The following is a 15,368-nucleotide window of genomic DNA, read 5'->3' as shown; positions in this document are numbered from 1 at the left end:
CACGGCCCCGCTCCACGCCCGGCACGGCCGGCAACGAAAGAGTCACACCATGCGCTTCGCCATCGGCGACACCGACTTCCTGCTCGACGGCGAGCCGCACCGGGTCCTGTCCGGCGCGATCCACTACTTCCGCGTGCACCCCGACCTGTGGGCCGACCGGATCCGCAAGGCGAAGCTGATGGGGCTCAACACGATCGAGACGTACGTCGCCTGGAACGCGCACGCCCCGTCGCCGGGCGAGTTCGACCTGTCGGGCGGCCTGGACCTCGGCCGCTTCCTCGACCTCGTCGCCGCCGAGGGCATGCAGGCCATCGTCCGACCGGGCCCCTACATCTGCGCCGAGTGGACCAACGGCGGCCTGCCGTACTGGCTCTTCGCGGACGGCTCGGTGGGCGTCCGGCGCAACGAGCCCGGGTTCCTCGGCGCGGTCCAGCGCTACCTCGAGCAGCTCGCCCCGGTCCTGGTCCCGCGACAGATCGACCAGGGCGGTCCCATCGTCCTGGTCCAGGTCGAGAACGAGTACGGCGCCTACGGCTCCGACCCCGAGTACCTCCGCGCGCTCGAGCAGATGCACCGGGACATCGGGCTGACCGTCCCCTTCACGAGCGTCGACCAGCCGATGGGCACCATGCTCGAGGACGGCTCCCTGCCCTCGCTGCACAAGACCGGTTCGTTCGGCTCGCGTTCCGCCGCCCGCCTCGAGCGCCTGCGGCAGGCCCAGCCCACCGGGCCCCTGATGTGCTCGGAGTTCTGGGACGGCTGGTTCGACAGCTGGGGCGAGCACCACCACACCACGCCGGCGTCCGCCAGTGCCGAGGACCTCGACGTCCTGCTCGCCGCCGGCGGCTCGGTCAACATCTACATGTTCCACGGCGGCACGAACTTCGGCTTCACGAACGGCGCGAACGACAAGGGCGTCTACCGTCCGATCGCGACGTCGTACGACTACGACGCACCGCTCGACGAGGCCGGCCGGCCGACGGCCAAGTTCCATGCCTTCCGCTCCGTGATCGCGCGCTACGCGCCCGTCCCGCCGTTGCCCGCGTCGATGGAGCCGGGTGGATCGGGTCGCCTTGAAAGGTATGCCTATTCGAGCGACCGGGAGGCCCGGATCACCCCCGCCACGGACCTCGCCGTCCGTCTTGACCGCGTCACGTCGCTCCGGTCCCTGCTGCCCACGCTCACGGCGTGGTCCGCGCACGACGAGCCGCCGACCTTCGACTCGCTCGGAGCCGCGAGCGGCTTCGTCGCCTACCGCGCCGAGGTCGACCTGCCCGTCGGAGGGGTGTTGACGGTCGGCACCGAGGTGCGCGACCGCGCGATCGTGTCGGTCGACGGTGTCGTGGTCGGGGTCCTGGAGCGCGAGAACCACGACCGCGCGATCGCCCTGCCACCGGTGACCGGCACGCTCGAACTCCTCGTCGAGGACCAGGGCCGGGTCGACTACGGCGTCCGCATCGGCGAGCCGAAGGGCCTGATCGGGGGCGTCTCGATCGACGGCGCACCGGTGGCCCGGTGGACCGCGTCCCCACTCGCACTCGACCCGATCGCCCCCGCTGCGGCGACCGCGCTGTCCGAGGTCGCCCCGACCGGTGGCGACGTGCTCGCCGGACCGACGTTCGCGGCTGGCTCGTTCGACCTCGACACGGTGGACGACCGGTACCTGTCGCTCGACGGGTTCCGGAAGGGTGTGGCCTGGGTCAACGGGTTCTGCCTCGGTCGCTACTGGTCGCGTGGCCCGCAGCAGACCCTGGCGATCCCGGGGCCGGTGCTCCGCCACGGTCGCAACGAGCTCGTCGTGCTCGAGCTGCACGCGGCGGCTTCGCGCACAGCGTGCCTGCTCGTCGAGCCCGACCTGGGCCACACCGAGGCTTAGTCGCGCGCCCTGGTCGGACCGGGCGTACCTGGTCGAATCGGGCGCACCTGGTTGGAACTTCTGACCAGGTACGCCCGATCCCGCTTTCCATCGTGGGCGTTATGGGACGTTTCGGACCTCGCGAGCCGCCGCCCACGCTCGAACCTCGAGGAGTGCCTCACGGCGCCACCGCCAGAGCCGAGCGAACTTCGTGCCGTCGTCCTCCTGTGCCCGGGTCAGCAGCCAGATCTGCCGTCGGTGTTCGGCCCCGTGATCGTCGCGCCACTCGACGAACGCGTCATCGAGCACCGTCGTGATCTCCGCGCGTGGTGCCGTCCACGACACGAAGAAGCCCGAGTACCGGAGGGTGTCGTCGGACAGGTGCACGGCGACGTGTCCGGTCCTGGCCGTCGCCCAGATCCCACCGGCGATGCAGGCGGCACCGAGGACGACGACGAACACCCTCGTCGATGCTCCGGGTACGAAGGCCACGCTCGCGAGTGTGACTCCGGTCCCGATGATCACCGGGCCGAAGACGACGGCGGTCAGGATGCGGTCCAGGCGAGGTGGACGGATCGTGGTCACGGCAGGGCGTCCAGGTCGGCGAGGGCGCGCTCGGCATCGGCGATCCGGTCGGCCTCGGGGCGGGACCACCACTCGGGTCCGCGTTCGCCCAGGCCGTGCTTGGCCAGGCCGTTCCGGTGCCGTGCCGCCGCCAGCGCGTCGTCGTCGCCCGCACGCTTCGCGGTCTGCACGGCGTTCCGCCCGCGCCCCAGGTGCGAGCGGAGCGCGGCGGCGAGGTCCTCGGGCAGGGCGGGGTCCGTGCGGCGCCAGCGTCGCCCGGCCACGACGAAGAAGTGGTCGTCGGGTTCGGCGGTCATGGTCCGAGTCTGCACCGTCGGTGGTGGCGGGTAGACAGGAGCCGATGAGCCACGAACGCGTCCGCCCGATGCTCGACGTCCGACGCATCTACGCCGAGCCGGCCGCCCTCGAACTGCAGCGCGGGCAGGAGATCGTCGGGCGCTGGCCGGACGCCGAGATCGTCCCGGTCGAGTCGCACTGGAACATCCCCGAGGTGCACGGCGACGAACGGAACGTCCAGCGCTGGGTGCGGATCAAGACCGAGGCGCTCGTGCTCGGCGTGAAGAAGTCGCTGGTGACCCGGCCGAACGGTCGTTCCGCCGACTTCATCGCACCGTCCACCGCGAACGGCTGCGCCATGGCGTGCGCATACTGCTACGTGCCGCGGCGCAAGGGCTACAGCAACCCGGTGACGGTGTTCGTGAACATCGACCAGATCACCAAGCACGTGGCGCGGAACATCGCCAAGCAGGGGCCGAAGACCGAACCGAACCAGTGCGACCCGGAAGCCTGGGTCTACGACATCGGCGAGAACAGCGACTGCTCGGTCGACGCGATGATCAGCGACAACGTCCGCGACCTCTGCGACCTGTTCCGGATGACCCCGACGGCCAAGGCCTCGTTCGCCACGAAGTACGTCAACCGCGACCTGCTCGACTGGGACCCGATGGGCCGGACCCGGGTCCGCTTCTCACTGATGCCGCACGAGACCGCGAAGGTCACCGACATCCGCACCAGCCCGATCGCCGAGCGGATCGCCGCGGTGAACGACTTCGTCGACGCCGGGTACGAGGTCCACCTGAACTTCTCGCCGGTCATCCTCACGCCGACGTGGGAGTCGGACTGGGCCGAGCTGCTCCGGCAGGTCGACGACGTGCTGTCCCCGGCCGCCAAGGCGCAGCTCGCGGCCGAGGTGATCTTCCTGACCCACAACCAGCCCCTGCACGAGGTCAACCTCGGGTGGCACCCCAAGGCCGAGGACCTGCTGTGGCGTCCGGACCTGCAGGAGCAGAAGGTGTCGCAGAACGGTGCCGTGAACGTGCGCTACCGGTCCGGCATGAAGGGGCAGCTCGTCGAGCGCTTCCGCGAACTCGTGGCCGAGCACCTGCCGTCGTGCCGGATCCGGTACGCCTTCTGATCGGCGACCTCGCCGATCAGGGGATGAGGCGGTCCGCCCGGTACCGGGCGAACAGGTCCGCGAACGCCTGCTCGGTCCGACGGAACGCCGTGAACCCGGCGTCGCGGCTCTTCCCCATGTCGGTGACGACCTCCATCGCCCGACCGAGGTCGGCGTCGGTGTGCCACCACGAGGCGAGTCGGGTGATGTCGGCCTCGGCGAGACCGTGGCGCTCGGCGATGCCGGCCCACTCGGACTCGTACGGCGCCATCTGCTCCTCGAGCGGTCGCGGAGCGTCCTCGTAGCCCACCACGCGCGCGGGGTCGACACCGAGGTGCGCTGCCAGGCGCGGCCACATCCAGCGCCACCGGAAGACGTCACCGTTGACGATGTTGAACGGCTCGTCGGCACCCTCGGGTGACGTCGAGGCCCACACCATGTGCTCGGCGAGGATGCCGGCGTCGGTCATGTCGGTGAGGCCGTTCCACTGCGCCTCGCTTCCCGGGAACACGAAGTCCAGGTCGAGTTCCTTCGCCAGCGTGGCCTGCACGGCGAGCGTGAGGCCCATGTTCATCGCGTTGCCGACGGCGTGCCCGATCACGGTGTGGGAGCGGTGCACGGACCAGGTGAAGCCCTGGCGCTCGGCGGCTGCGAAGAGTTCGTCCTCTTGCGCGTAGTAGAAGTTCGGGGTGTCGAGGCGCGGCTCCTCTTCGTGGAAGGGGGTGTCGGGCATCTCGCCGGCGGCGTACGCCTCGAACGGGCCGAGGTAGTGCTTCAGGCCGGTGACGAGGGCGACGTGCTCGAGCGGAGCGTGCGACAGTGCCGCGAGCAGGTCGCGGACCATGCCGCCGTTCACGCGGATGTTCTCCGCCTCGGTGTCCTGCCGCTGCCAGGCGGTGAAGAAGACGTGGGTCGGGTGCTCGTCGGCGAGTGCGGCCGCCAGGCTCTCCGGGTCGCGCAGGTCGGCTGCGACGGTCCGGACGCCCTGTTCGGAGAGCGGTCGGCGGGAGAGTGCCGTCACGTCCCAGCCGAGGTCGAGCAGGTGGCGCACCAGGGCGGAACCGGTGATGCCACTGGCTCCGACGACCAGGGCTTCGCGGCGGGCAGGAGTCGGTTCGGTCGATCCGGTTGCAGTCATCCCTCGATGCAACCCACGTTGGGCGACACGTGTTCCCTCACCGCGTCCCGGTGACTGTCCTGTGTGCACAAAGACGCACCACTTGTACCGCTGATCGGTACACTTCTCGCGGAGGAATCGACATGCAACTCGTGCAACCACTCGCCACGCTGCTGGGAGCCACACAGGCCGACGCGCTCCGCGTCCTCGCCCGGACCGATTCCGGCATGACCGGACGACAGGTTGCGCGGGTCGCGGGCGCTCCGCAGCACACCGGCATCAAACGAGCGCTCGACAAGCTCGAGGCGGCAGGGCTCGTGCAGGTCGAGCGCGGTCTGCAGCACTCTGCCTACCGGGTCAACCGGGAACACCTGCTCTGGCCGGCGGTGGAACTCGGACTCGAAGCCGGCGACGAACTCGAACGTCGAATCGGCGCGTACGTCGCGTCGGCGCAGGCCGGGGTCCTCTCAGTCTCGATCTTCGGTTCAGTTGCCCGGGGCACCGCGACGCCGACGTCCGACCTGGACCTCCTCGTCGTCTTCGAGGAGACCGTCGACACGGACGTCGTCGTCCGCCTCGGTGACCTCGTCCGGCGGTGGACCGGCAACGAGTGCCAGGTCTTCGACGTGACCCGCGCTGATCTCCGTCGGTTCGTGGCCGAGGGAGACCCGCTCGTCGGGTCGTGGCGAGAAGAAGCCCGAACAGTCTTCGGCGAGGAGATCAGGACGTACATCTGATGGGTGCCCGCGTGCGCGCCGTCGACAGGGCCACAGTCGCGATGCGCCGAGACGAAGCGGAGTCCTACCTCGAGGTCGCGCTCCTCTCCGTCGAGTCGACGAGTCACGCTGACTGGAAGGCCGCCGGTGCGAACGCTGTGCTCGGCGGGATCGCGGCGTCGGACGCGATCTGCGGTGCGATCCTCGGCCACCACCATCTCGGCGACGACCACGCCGCCGCTCGACGGCTGCTCGACACGGCCTGCGCACCGGACACCCGACCCGGCCTGCACTTCAAGCGCCTGACCGATGAGAAGACGAACTTCCAGTACTCGACGTCGCGTGTGACCCAGGAGAAGACACGGGCGCTGGTGACCGCGCTCGAACGGCTCATCCGTACGGTCCACGAGCGCACCTGAGGTTGGCGCACGGCGCCCGGGATCACCGCGGACGGCGGATGCGGATCGGGCCCTTGGCCGTCGACGGGTCGACGACGGACCCGCCCTGCGTGATCTCGACCTCACCGCGCGCCACCATGCGGCGGGCGGCTCGACGTGCCGGCTCCATCAGCGGCCGCCAGTCGTCCGGATCCAGAGAGCGCGCGACCTCGGACGGGCAGATGCTCGAGGTCCGTGCACGCGCCGCGAGCAGTTCGTCGATGCGCTGCTCCAGAGCCCGGTCTGTGTCGTCGAGACCGTGCCGACGGCAGGCCGCCGAACACCACTTCGCCTCGGGCGCCGCCGACGACGGCATCCGTCGCCCGCACGAGGCGCACGTCCGCTCGGCGTGTGCCGACTCCGACCCCGAAGCGTCGGCTTCCGTCCTGATCGCCCGTCCCATGGGTCCATCCTCGTCCTGCCCTGCGGGGCGGTACACAGCGACCACGCACGCGGTCCAGGTGCGCCTGGCAGCATCGGAGCGGTGAACCCCGACACCGTCCCCGCCCGTCCGTCCGAGCCCGCCTGGGTGCAGCACGTGATGTGGTGGCACGTCTACCCGCTCGGCTTCGTCGGCGCCGAGGTCCGTCCGACGGCACCGGTGGGGGAGCGTCCGCTCGAACACGGCCTCGACCGCCTGACCGGCTGGCTCGACCACGTCGTCGACCTCGGTCTGAACGGCCTGTTGCTCGGCCCGGTGTTCGCGAGCTCGACCCACGGGTACGACACGGTCGACCACTTCCGCATCGACCCGCGCCTGGGTGACGACGCCGACTTCGACGTCCTGGTCTCCGCGGCGCACGAGCGGGGCGTGCGGGTGCTGCTGGACGGGGTGTTCAACCACGTCGGCCGTGAGCACCCGGCCTTCCGCGCGTTGTCCGACCACGGCCCGGAGGCGCCGACCGCCGACCTGTTCGCCATCGACTGGTCCGGGTGGCAGCCGGGGCAGCCCGTGCCCGTGGGGCTGTTCGAGGGCCACGACATCCTCGTCGCGCTGGACCACGACAGCCGCGCCACCGAGAACCTCGTGGTGCAGGTCATGACGCACTGGTTGGCCCGCGGGGTCGACGGCTGGCGGCTCGATGCGGCGTACGCGGTGTCGCCGTCGTTCTGGGCGCGGGTGCTGCCCCGGGTGCGGGAGCGGTTCCCGGACGCCTGGTTCAGCGGCGAGGTGATCCACGGCGACGCGGCGGCGATCGCTCGCGACTCGACGATGGACTCGCTGACCCAGTACGAGCTGTGGCAGGGGATCTGGCACGGCATCGCGGACCGCAACGGCCACGAGCTCGCGCACGCGATCGAGCGGCACGACGCGCTGCTGGCCACCTTCGCCCCGACGACGTTCGTCGGCAACCACGACGTCACCCGGATCGCGAGCGCGGTGGGCGAGCGGTTCGCCGGGCACGCCGCCGCGGTGCTGTTCACGGTTGCGGGGACCCCGGTGGTCTACGCGGGCGACGAGTACGGCTGGACCGGGGTGAAGGAGGAACGCGAGGGTGGCGACGACGCGGTCCGCCCGGAGTTCCCGGCCGAGGGGCCGACGCCGACGGACCTGACCCACGCCTACGAGGCGCTCATCGCCCTGCGTCGCCGCAACCCGTGGCTGCACCGCGCGCACACCGACGTCGTGCACCTGACCAACACCGCCGTGGTGCTGCGGACCGCGACGGCGGACGCCACCGTGGTGACCGCCCTGAACCTGTCGGACGATCCCGTCGAGGTGCCCGTGGCCGACGCGACGCAGGTCGAGGCGGGCGGGGCCGATCTCGGGGACGGGACCCTGCGCCTCCCGGCCCAGGGGTGGGCCGTCCTGTCCCGCTGAAACGCGAAAGCGACAGAAGTGCACGGCTGTTCCGTGCACTTCTGTCGCTCTGGCGGGGGTGACTCCGACGCGCTACTTGCGCGCGGACGCCGCCCGGCGCTTGTTGAACACGTCGAACGCGACGGCGGCGAGCAGCACCAGGCCCTTGATCAGGGACTGGAACTCGGTGCCGACACCGAGGATCGACATGCCGTTGTTCAGCAGACCGATGATGAGGCCGCCGACGATGGCGCCCGGGACGGTGCCGATGCCGCCGGTGACGGCCGCGCCACCGATGAAGACGGCGGCGATGGCGTCGAGCTCGAAGCCGTTGCCCGCGCCCGGTGCCGCCAGGTTGAGCTGGCCGGTGAAGACCACGCCCGCCAGGGCCGAGATGACACCCATGTTGACGAAGAGCAGGAACGTGACGCGCTTCGTCTTCACACCCGACAGCTGCGCGGCCAGGGCGTTGCCACCGATCGCGTAGATGTGGCGGCCGAACACCGCGCTCCGCATGACGACCGAGTAGATCACCACGAGCGCACCGAGCACGACGAGCACGATCGGGGTGCCGTTGTAGCTGGCGAGCAGGAGTGCCACGTAGATCACGAGCACGGCGCCGAACGCCGTCTTCACGATGAACCAGGCGAACGGCTCGCTCTCGAGCTGGTACTTGCGACGCGTGATGCGACCGCGGAACGCGGCGATCACCATGACGGCCGCGGCGGCGAAGCCGAGGATCATCGTGAGCGGCTCGTACCCGGTGGTGCCGAAGGACGGCAGGAAGCCGGAGCCGAGCGAGCGGAAGCCGGCGGGGAACGGCGAGATCTGCTGGTTCTGCAGGACGATCTGTGCAGCGCCGCGGAACGCGAGCATGCCGGCCAGCGTCACGATGAAGGCCGGGATCCCGAAGTACGCGATCCAGAAGCCCTGCCAGGCGCCGACGAGTGCACCGACCACCAGGCAGAGCACGACCGCGATCGGCCACGGGATGTTCCACTGCGTGATCATCACGCCGGCCATCGCACCGGTGAAGGCGACCACCGAGCCGACCGACAGGTCGATGTGGCCGGCGATGATGACCATGACCATGCCGATGGCCAGGATGAGGATGTAGCTGTTCTGGACGATCAGGTTCGAGACGTTGATCGGGGCCAGCGTGATGCCGTTCGTGGTCACCTGGAAGAAGATGACGATGACGATCAGCGCGATGAACAGGCCGATCTGTCGGAGCTGCCCGGTGAGGTAGCCGACGGCGGACTTAAGCGCGTTCATTGACAGGGGTCTCCCGTTCCTGGGTCATGTACTGCATGAGGACCTCGGGCGTCGCCTCGGCGCGCGGGACGTCGGCCGTGATGGTGCCCTCGGAGAGGGTGTAGATGCGGTCGCAGATGCCGAGCAGTTCGGGGAGCTCGGAGGAGATCACGATGACCGCCTTCCCCTGGTCGGCGAGCTGGTTGATGATCGTGTAGATCTCGTACTTCGCGCCGACGTCGATGCCGCGGGTGGGCTCGTCGAGGATGAGCACGTCGGGGTCGGCGTACATCCACTTCGACAGGACGACCTTCTGCTGGTTCCCGCCGGAGAGCTTCCCCGTCACGACGTCGACGTTCGGCGCCTTGATGTTGAGGCTCTTGAGGAACTGGCTCGCGACCGTGGTCTCCTCCGAGGAGTTCACGAAGCCCCAGTTCGCGAGCTTGCCGAGTGCCGACCCGGAGATGTTCCGCTTGATGTCGTCGATCAGGTTCAGGCCGTAGCGCTTGCGGTCCTCGGTGACGTAGGCGATGCCGTTGTCGATCGCCTGCGAGACGGTGTGCGTCTTGATCGGCGTGCCGCGCTTGTAGACGGTGCCGCTGATGCCGGTGCCGTAGGACTGGCCGAAGACGCTCATGGCCAGTTCCGTGCGCCCGGCACCCATGAGCCCGGCGATCCCGACGACCTCGCCCGCGCGGACGCTGAGGTTGGCCTGGTGGATGATCTCGCGCGACGAGTCGAGCTGGTGGTGGACGGTCCAGTCCTCGATCCGCAACAGTTCCTCGCCGATGACGGGGTTCTCGCGCTCGGGGTAGCGGTTCGACAGGTCGCGGCCGACCATCCCGCGGATGATCCGGTCCTCGGACACGTCGTCGGCCCGCATGTCGAGCGTCTCGATCGTCTTGCCGTCGCGGATGATCGTGACCTTGTCCGCGATCGCCTTGATCTCGTTGAGCTTGTGGCTGATGATGATCGCCGTCATGCCCTCGGCCTGCAGCGAGCGGATGAGCTCGAGCAGGTGCGCGGAGTCGTCGTCGTTCAGCGCGGCGGTGGGCTCGTCGAGGATGAGGAGCTTCACCTCCTTCGAGAGCGCCTTCGCGATCTCGACGAGCTGCTGCTTGCCGACACCGAGGTCGACGACCTTGGTGACGGGGTTGTCCTTCAGGCCGACGCGCTTGAGCAGCTCGGCGGCCGTCAGGTTCGTCTTGTTCCAGTCGATGAAGCCGCCCTTGGACTGCTCGTTGCCGAGGAAGATGTTCTCGGCGATCGACAGGAAGGGGCTGAGCGCCAGCTCCTGGTGGATGATGACGACGCCCGCAGCCTCGGAGTCGTTGATGTTCGCGAACCGCACGGGTTCGCCGTCGAGCAGGATCTCGCCGTCGAAGGAGCCGGCCGGGTAGACACCCGACAGCACCTTCATGAGCGTCGACTTGCCCGCGCCGTTCTCGCCGCAGATCGCGTGGACCTGGCCGCGCTCGACCTCGATCGAGACGCCCTGCAGGGCCTTGACGCCGGGGAACGTCTTGGTGATGTCCCGCATCTCGAGGATGGTGTCCGCCATGTGGACGCCTTTCCGTCGTGCGCGCGTGGGCGCGCTGGTGGAGACGGACTGGAGGCGCGGTGCGCAGCTGGCACCGCGCCTCCGGTCCGTGAGATGGGCCTGACTACTTCAGGTCGGCTTCGGTGTAGTACCCCGAGTCCACGAGGACTTCCTTGTAGTTGTCCTTCGTGACGACCGTCGGCTGGAACAGGAAGGTCGGGACGACCTTGACCTTGTTGTCGTAGCTCTTGGTGTCGTTGACCTCGGGCTCCTTGCCGGTGAGCAGGTCCTCGGCCATGGTCACGGACTGCTTCGCGAGCTTCCGCGTGTCCTTGTAGATGGTCGAGTACTGCTGGTCGTCGATGATCGACTTGACCGAGGCGGCCTCGGCGTCCTGGCCCGTCACCGTCGGGAGCGGACGGTCACTCGTGCCGTAGCCGGCACCCTGCAGCGCCGAGATGATGCCGATCGAGATCCCGTCGTACGGCGAGAGCACGCCGTCGAGCGTGGTGCCGCCCGAGTAGGACTTGGCGACGAGGTTCTGCATGCGGGCCTTGGCGGTCGCCGGGTCCCACTGCTGCGTCGCGGCCTGGGACAGCGAGTCCTGGCCGGACTGGATCTTCAGCGTGCCGTCCTCGAGGTACGGCTTGAGCGTCTTCATCGCGCCGTTGAAGAAGAACCCGGCGTTGTTGTCGTCGAGCGAGCCGGCGAAGACCTCGATGTTGAAGGGGCCCTTCTCGCCGGTCTTCTCGCCGTCGGCGTCGAGCACGCCCAGGCCGGTGAGCAGGCTGTTCGCCTGGTCGACGCCGACCTTCTCGTTGTCGAACGACACGTAGTAGTCGACGTTCTTGTTGCCCGTCAGCAGGCGGTCGTAGGAGATCACCTTGATGCCGGCCTTGGCGGCGGCGTCGAGCTGGTCGGAGAGTGCGCCGCCGTCGATCGACGCGATGATCAGGACCTTCGCGCCCTTGGTGATCATGTTGCTGACCTGCTGGGCCTGCTGCTGGACCTTGTTGTCGCCGTACTCGAGGTCGACCTTGTAACCGGCCTTCTCGAGGTCGCTCTTGACGGCGTCGCCGTCCTTGATCCACCGCTCGGAGACCTTGGTGGGCATGGCGACGCCGACGAGGGCGCCCTTGTTGTCGCCGCTGCCGCCACCATCGGTGGACGCACGGCCGCCGGCCGAGCAAGCGGCCAGCGAGATCGCGATGCCGACGGCTGCGACGCCCGCGATGATCCTGCGCTTCATCATCGAAGTACCTCTGTTCCTTCGCGTCGTCCTCGACGCGGTCGGGTGCCGGGGCTGCTGTGCCCCGTGGGATGCGCTCGTGTGAGCGCTCACATCTTGTGGGTTCCGTGACGGGGTGTCAACTCAACACCGCCGTTTCGTGATCTTGCCGCGGCGGCCGGACCGAGCGGTACGGTTGGCCACGTGAGCACCACGACCGCCCCCGAGGGCAGGGGCGGCAAGCGCCGGAAGGCCCCGACGATCTTCGACGTCGCCGAACGCGCCGGTGTCTCCCATCAGACCGTTTCGCGTGTCATCAACGGCGACCCGACCGTCCGCGAGCAGTACCGGACGCAGGTCACCGACGCCGTCACCGAGCTCGGGTACCGGCCCCGCGCCGCCGCCCGGGCGCTCGCCGGTGGGCGGAGCAGGGCGCTCGGCATCATCACCGCCGGTGACGCGCTGTACGGCCCGTCGAGCACCTCGATCGGCTTCGAACGGGCCGCGCGCTCCGCCGGCTACCACGTGCTGCTGTCGACCCTGCCGGAAGAGCCGCGGCCGTCCGACCTGTCCGGGGCGCTCACCACGCTGCTCGCGCAGGACGTCGCCGCGATCGTGCTGGTCGCCGCCGACAACCGGGTGCTCGACGCCCTCGCTTCGCTCACCGTTCCGGTCACGGTGCCCGTCGTGGTGTCGAACGCCGTGCAGCGCGACGCGGTCCGGACCCCGGTCGCGCCGAGCGTCGCCGCCGTCGCGATCGACCAGGCGGCCGGCACCTCGCTCGTCATGCAGCACCTGTTCGACCGCGGGCACCGCCGGATCGTGCACATCGCCGGGCCGCACGTGTCGCAGGAGTCCGAGGTGCGCCGCGCCACCTACCTGCGGATCATGCAGGACGCCGGGCTCGAACCGGTCGTGCTCGAGGGCGACTGGACCCCGGCGAGCGGCTTCGCGGCCGCACGGCACATCGACGTGGGGACGGTCGACGCCGTCTTCGCGGGCAACGACCAGATGGCGCTCGGCGTGCTGCACGCCTTCGCCGACGAGGGGCTGCGGGTGCCCGACGACATCGCGGTCGTGGGCTTCGACGACGTCCCCGAGGCCGCGCACTTCACACCGCCGCTGACCACCGTGCGGCAGGACTTCCGGGCCATGGGGGAGCGGGTGCTCGACACCGTGCGGGCCCTGGTCGAGGGGGAGCCCCGCGACGAGACGCTGCTCGCGCCCGAGCTGGTGGTGCGACGCAGCACGTAGGGCGCACGGTGCGGCGGTGTGCGGGTGGTGCGAGGTCCATCCGTGCGTGGGGCCGCGGCGCACGGTGCAGCGTTGTGCGGCCGGTGCGAGGTTGATCGCTCGGTGCGGCGCTACAGTCCCGCACCGAGCGGCCAACCCCGCACCGAGCGGCCAACCCCGCACCGGCCGAGGGGCCGCGCACGGTGCGAGGCCGCGCGCGACCCCGGGCTGACCCGACCGTCAGCCCTTCAACGCCCCGGACGACAGCCCGGCGACGTAGAACCGTTGCAACCCGACGTACAGCGCGATGCACGGGATCATCGCCACCACCGAACCGGCGACGAGGTTGCCGTACGACACCTGCCCGTACGCCCCGGTCTGCAGGTTGAGCAGCGCGACCGGCAGCGTGTACAGCGAGTCCTTCGTCAGGAACGTCAGGGCTCCGAGGAACTCCGTCCACGACGCCAGGAACGCGTAGAGCGCCGCGGTCGCCGCCCCGGGCAGGAGCAGCGGGCGGAGCACCGACACGACGACCCGGAAGCGCGAGGCCCCGTCGACGAAGGCCGAGTCCTCGAGCTCGGTGGGGATCGACTCGAACGCGTTGCGCATCACGAACACCCCGAACGGCAGGTTCACGGTCGTGTAGAACAGCACGAGCCCGAGCAGCGAGTTCGTCAGCCCCATGGCGTTCATCTCGAGGTAGAGCGGCGTGAGGATGGCCTGGAACGGCACCATCATCGTCAGCAGCACCAGACCGAACACGAGCCCGGCGCCCCGGAACCGGAAGCGGGCGAACCCGTAGCCGGCCATCGTCGCGATCACCGCGGTCAGCACCGCCGTGGCGATCGAGACGATGAGCGAGTTCACGACGCCGGTGAGCAGGTGCGAGGACGAGGCGAAGACGGCGGCGAAGTTCTGCCACCCGAGCTGGAAGAACGTCGCCGGGTCCGGGGCCTGCGTGATGACGGCCTCGGACTGGAACGCCCGCAGGATCGACCAGATGAGCGGGACGCCGAACACGAGCGCGGACCCGATGCCGGCGATCGCGTACAGGGTGCGCTTCACGGTGGTGTCGCGCGGGTGCTGGACGCTGCCCTGCTGGTGGCGCCGGCGTCGGCCGTCGCCCGTGGTGGTCAGGGTCCTGGTGGACAGGTCCGGCGCCGCGAGGGCCGCACGGGAGGTCGTCGTGCTCATGGCGTCAGTCCTTCTCTCGCAGTGCCCAGAACTGGAACACCGTCACGGCGGCGATCACCACGACGAGGGCGATCGACTGGGCGGTCGCGGCCCCGAGCTGCAGGTTCACGAACCCGCGGTTGTAGATCGCGTTCACGATCGTGGTGGTCTCGGTGCCCGGCCCGCCCTGGGTCAGGATGTAGAACTGGTTGAACGCGAGCAGCGAGCCGATCACCGAGATGATGACGCTCAGCGCGACGGTCGAGCGGATCATCGGGAACGTGATGAGGCGTTCGGTCTGCCACCAGGACGCCCCCTCGAGCTGCGCCGACTCGTAGACCTCGTCGGGGACACCCTGCATCGCCGACATGAGCAGCACCATCGTCAGCCCGGACACCGCCCAGACCACGAGCACGCAGATGAGCAGCGTCGCCAGCGGACCGTTCACGAGCCACGCGGTGCTGCCGTCGGTGATCCCGAGCCAGCGGAGCACCATGTTGACCGCCCCGGAGTTCGGCTGCGCCTCGAGCACGAGCATGAACGACAGGGTCGTCAGGCCGACGACGTACGGCAGGAAGAACACCGTCCGCAGGATCGTGCTGCCGCGGCGGCGTGCCCGGACGAGCACGGCCAGGAAGTACCCGAGCGCCAGGATCGGCAGGGTCACGATGGCCGTGTACAGCAGCGTGTAGCCGATCGCGTGCACGAAGGTCGGGTCCTGGAACAGCGTCAGGTAGTTCTGCAGCCCGATGAACCGGTAGGGGCCGATCAGGGGCCAGTTCGTGAACGAGATGTAGAGCGCGAACACGAGCGGGACGAGCACGAAGACGGCGACGAACAGGATCGCCGGGGCGACGAGGACGGCGCCGGCGCGTGGTGGGTGGGTGAGCGAGTTGCGGGTCCGGACGGAGCCGCCGCGCCCCGGGCCGCGGCCCACGGTGGCGCGGCCCGCGCCGGTCCGGCCGGTGGGGCGCCGGGTGGAGATGGTCGACATGCGTGCACCTCTCTGTGCATCAACAAGAGCGAGACGAGCGAG

General features: G+C 69.5%; 15 protein-coding genes. 6 read left to right on the top strand and 9 right to left on the bottom strand.

What is annotated here, in order from left to right; translation table 11 throughout:
- Positions 1 to 49: 49 nt before the first annotated feature.
- Positions 50 to 1,876 carry a beta-galactosidase family protein gene (locus DEJ17_RS05950; RefSeq protein ID WP_110892504.1) on the top strand — a complete coding sequence of 609 codons (1,827 nt, stop codon included), beginning with the start codon at positions 50 to 52 and terminating at the stop codon, positions 1,874 to 1,876.
- A 99-nt stretch (positions 1,877 to 1,975) separates the two neighbouring features.
- Here the strand turns inward: DEJ17_RS05950 and DEJ17_RS05945 are convergent, their stop codons facing one another.
- Entirely contained in the window at positions 1,976 to 2,440 is a 465-nt protein-coding gene (locus DEJ17_RS05945; protein WP_110892503.1) for a hypothetical protein, read from the bottom strand.
- Entirely contained in the window at positions 2,437 to 2,736 is a 300-nt protein-coding gene (locus tag DEJ17_RS05940) for a biopolymer transporter Tol (RefSeq protein WP_110892502.1), read from the bottom strand. The genes DEJ17_RS05945 and DEJ17_RS05940 overlap by 4 nt, the downstream gene beginning before the upstream one ends.
- A gap of 44 nt (positions 2,737 to 2,780) precedes the next feature.
- Between DEJ17_RS05940 and DEJ17_RS05935 the strand changes: the two genes are divergently transcribed.
- Positions 2,781 to 3,854 (top strand): spore photoproduct lyase family protein, encoded by a 1,074-nt coding sequence (locus tag DEJ17_RS05935; protein WP_110892501.1) that lies wholly within the window; start codon positions 2,781 to 2,783, stop codon positions 3,852 to 3,854.
- Positions 3,855 to 3,870: 16 nt separating this feature from the next.
- Here the strand turns inward: DEJ17_RS05935 and DEJ17_RS05930 are convergent, their stop codons facing one another.
- A complete protein-coding gene (locus DEJ17_RS05930) occupies positions 3,871 to 4,971 on the bottom strand; it encodes an SDR family oxidoreductase (RefSeq protein ID WP_110892500.1) in 1,101 nt (366 codons plus the stop codon).
- 122 nt (positions 4,972 to 5,093) lie between these two features.
- Here DEJ17_RS05930 and DEJ17_RS05925 point away from each other — a divergent pair, with 122 nt between their 5' ends.
- The gene (locus DEJ17_RS05925; protein WP_110892499.1) at positions 5,094 to 5,687 is read left to right on the top strand and encodes a nucleotidyltransferase domain-containing protein; all 594 of its coding nucleotides are present in this window, start codon (positions 5,094 to 5,096) and stop codon (positions 5,685 to 5,687) included.
- Between the two features lie 41 nt (positions 5,688 to 5,728).
- Positions 5,729 to 6,085 carry a hypothetical protein gene (locus DEJ17_RS05920; RefSeq protein ID WP_146239640.1) on the top strand — a complete coding sequence of 119 codons (357 nt, stop codon included), beginning with the start codon at positions 5,729 to 5,731 and terminating at the stop codon, positions 6,083 to 6,085.
- A 22-nt stretch (positions 6,086 to 6,107) separates the two neighbouring features.
- On the opposite strand, the gene DEJ17_RS05915 is transcribed toward DEJ17_RS05920, so the two are convergent.
- Positions 6,108 to 6,506 carry a DUF3253 domain-containing protein gene (locus DEJ17_RS05915; RefSeq protein ID WP_110892497.1) on the bottom strand — a complete coding sequence of 133 codons (399 nt, stop codon included), beginning with the start codon at positions 6,504 to 6,506 and terminating at the stop codon, positions 6,108 to 6,110.
- Positions 6,507 to 6,587: 81 nt separating this feature from the next.
- Here DEJ17_RS05915 and DEJ17_RS05910 point away from each other — a divergent pair, with 81 nt between their 5' ends.
- Entirely contained in the window at positions 6,588 to 7,925 is a 1,338-nt protein-coding gene (locus DEJ17_RS05910) for an alpha-amylase family glycosyl hydrolase (RefSeq protein ID WP_110892496.1), read from the top strand.
- A 72-nt stretch (positions 7,926 to 7,997) separates the two neighbouring features.
- On the opposite strand, the gene mmsB is transcribed toward DEJ17_RS05910, so the two are convergent.
- From mmsB to chvE, 3 genes are all read right to left on the bottom strand, one after another.
- Positions 7,998 to 9,179 (bottom strand): multiple monosaccharide ABC transporter permease, encoded by a 1,182-nt coding sequence (gene mmsB, locus DEJ17_RS05905; protein ID WP_027466160.1) that lies wholly within the window; start codon positions 9,177 to 9,179, stop codon positions 7,998 to 8,000.
- Positions 9,166 to 10,719, bottom strand: coding sequence for a multiple monosaccharide ABC transporter ATP-binding protein (gene mmsA, locus DEJ17_RS05900; RefSeq protein WP_110892495.1), 1,554 nt, complete (start codon positions 10,717 to 10,719; stop codon positions 9,166 to 9,168). The genes mmsB and mmsA overlap by 14 nt, the downstream gene beginning before the upstream one ends.
- Positions 10,720 to 10,822: 103 nt before the next feature.
- Entirely contained in the window at positions 10,823 to 11,950 is a 1,128-nt protein-coding gene (gene chvE, locus DEJ17_RS05895; RefSeq protein WP_110892494.1) for a multiple monosaccharide ABC transporter substrate-binding protein, read from the bottom strand.
- 180 nt (positions 11,951 to 12,130) lie between these two features.
- Between chvE and DEJ17_RS05890 the strand changes: the two genes are divergently transcribed.
- Positions 12,131 to 13,180 carry a substrate-binding domain-containing protein gene (locus DEJ17_RS05890; RefSeq protein ID WP_110892493.1) on the top strand — a complete coding sequence of 350 codons (1,050 nt, stop codon included), beginning with the start codon at positions 12,131 to 12,133 and terminating at the stop codon, positions 13,178 to 13,180.
- Positions 13,181 to 13,399: 219 nt separating this feature from the next.
- On the opposite strand, the gene DEJ17_RS05885 is transcribed toward DEJ17_RS05890, so the two are convergent.
- Both DEJ17_RS05885 and DEJ17_RS05880 read right to left on the bottom strand, forming a co-directional pair.
- On the bottom strand, positions 13,400 to 14,353 hold the full coding sequence (locus DEJ17_RS05885) for a carbohydrate ABC transporter permease (protein ID WP_027466164.1): 954 nt from the start codon (positions 14,351 to 14,353) through the stop codon (positions 13,400 to 13,402).
- 4 nt (positions 14,354 to 14,357) lie between these two features.
- Positions 14,358 to 15,326: a carbohydrate ABC transporter permease gene (locus DEJ17_RS05880; protein WP_110892492.1), complete on the bottom strand. Its 969-nt coding sequence runs from the start codon at positions 15,324 to 15,326 to the stop codon at positions 14,358 to 14,360.
- Positions 15,327 to 15,368 lie beyond the last annotated feature (42 nt).

Source organism: Curtobacterium sp. MCSS17_011 (assembly GCF_003224275.1).
GTDB lineage: Bacteria > Actinomycetota > Actinomycetes > Actinomycetales > Microbacteriaceae > Curtobacterium.
This window is presented reverse-complemented; position numbering and strand designations above follow the sequence as displayed.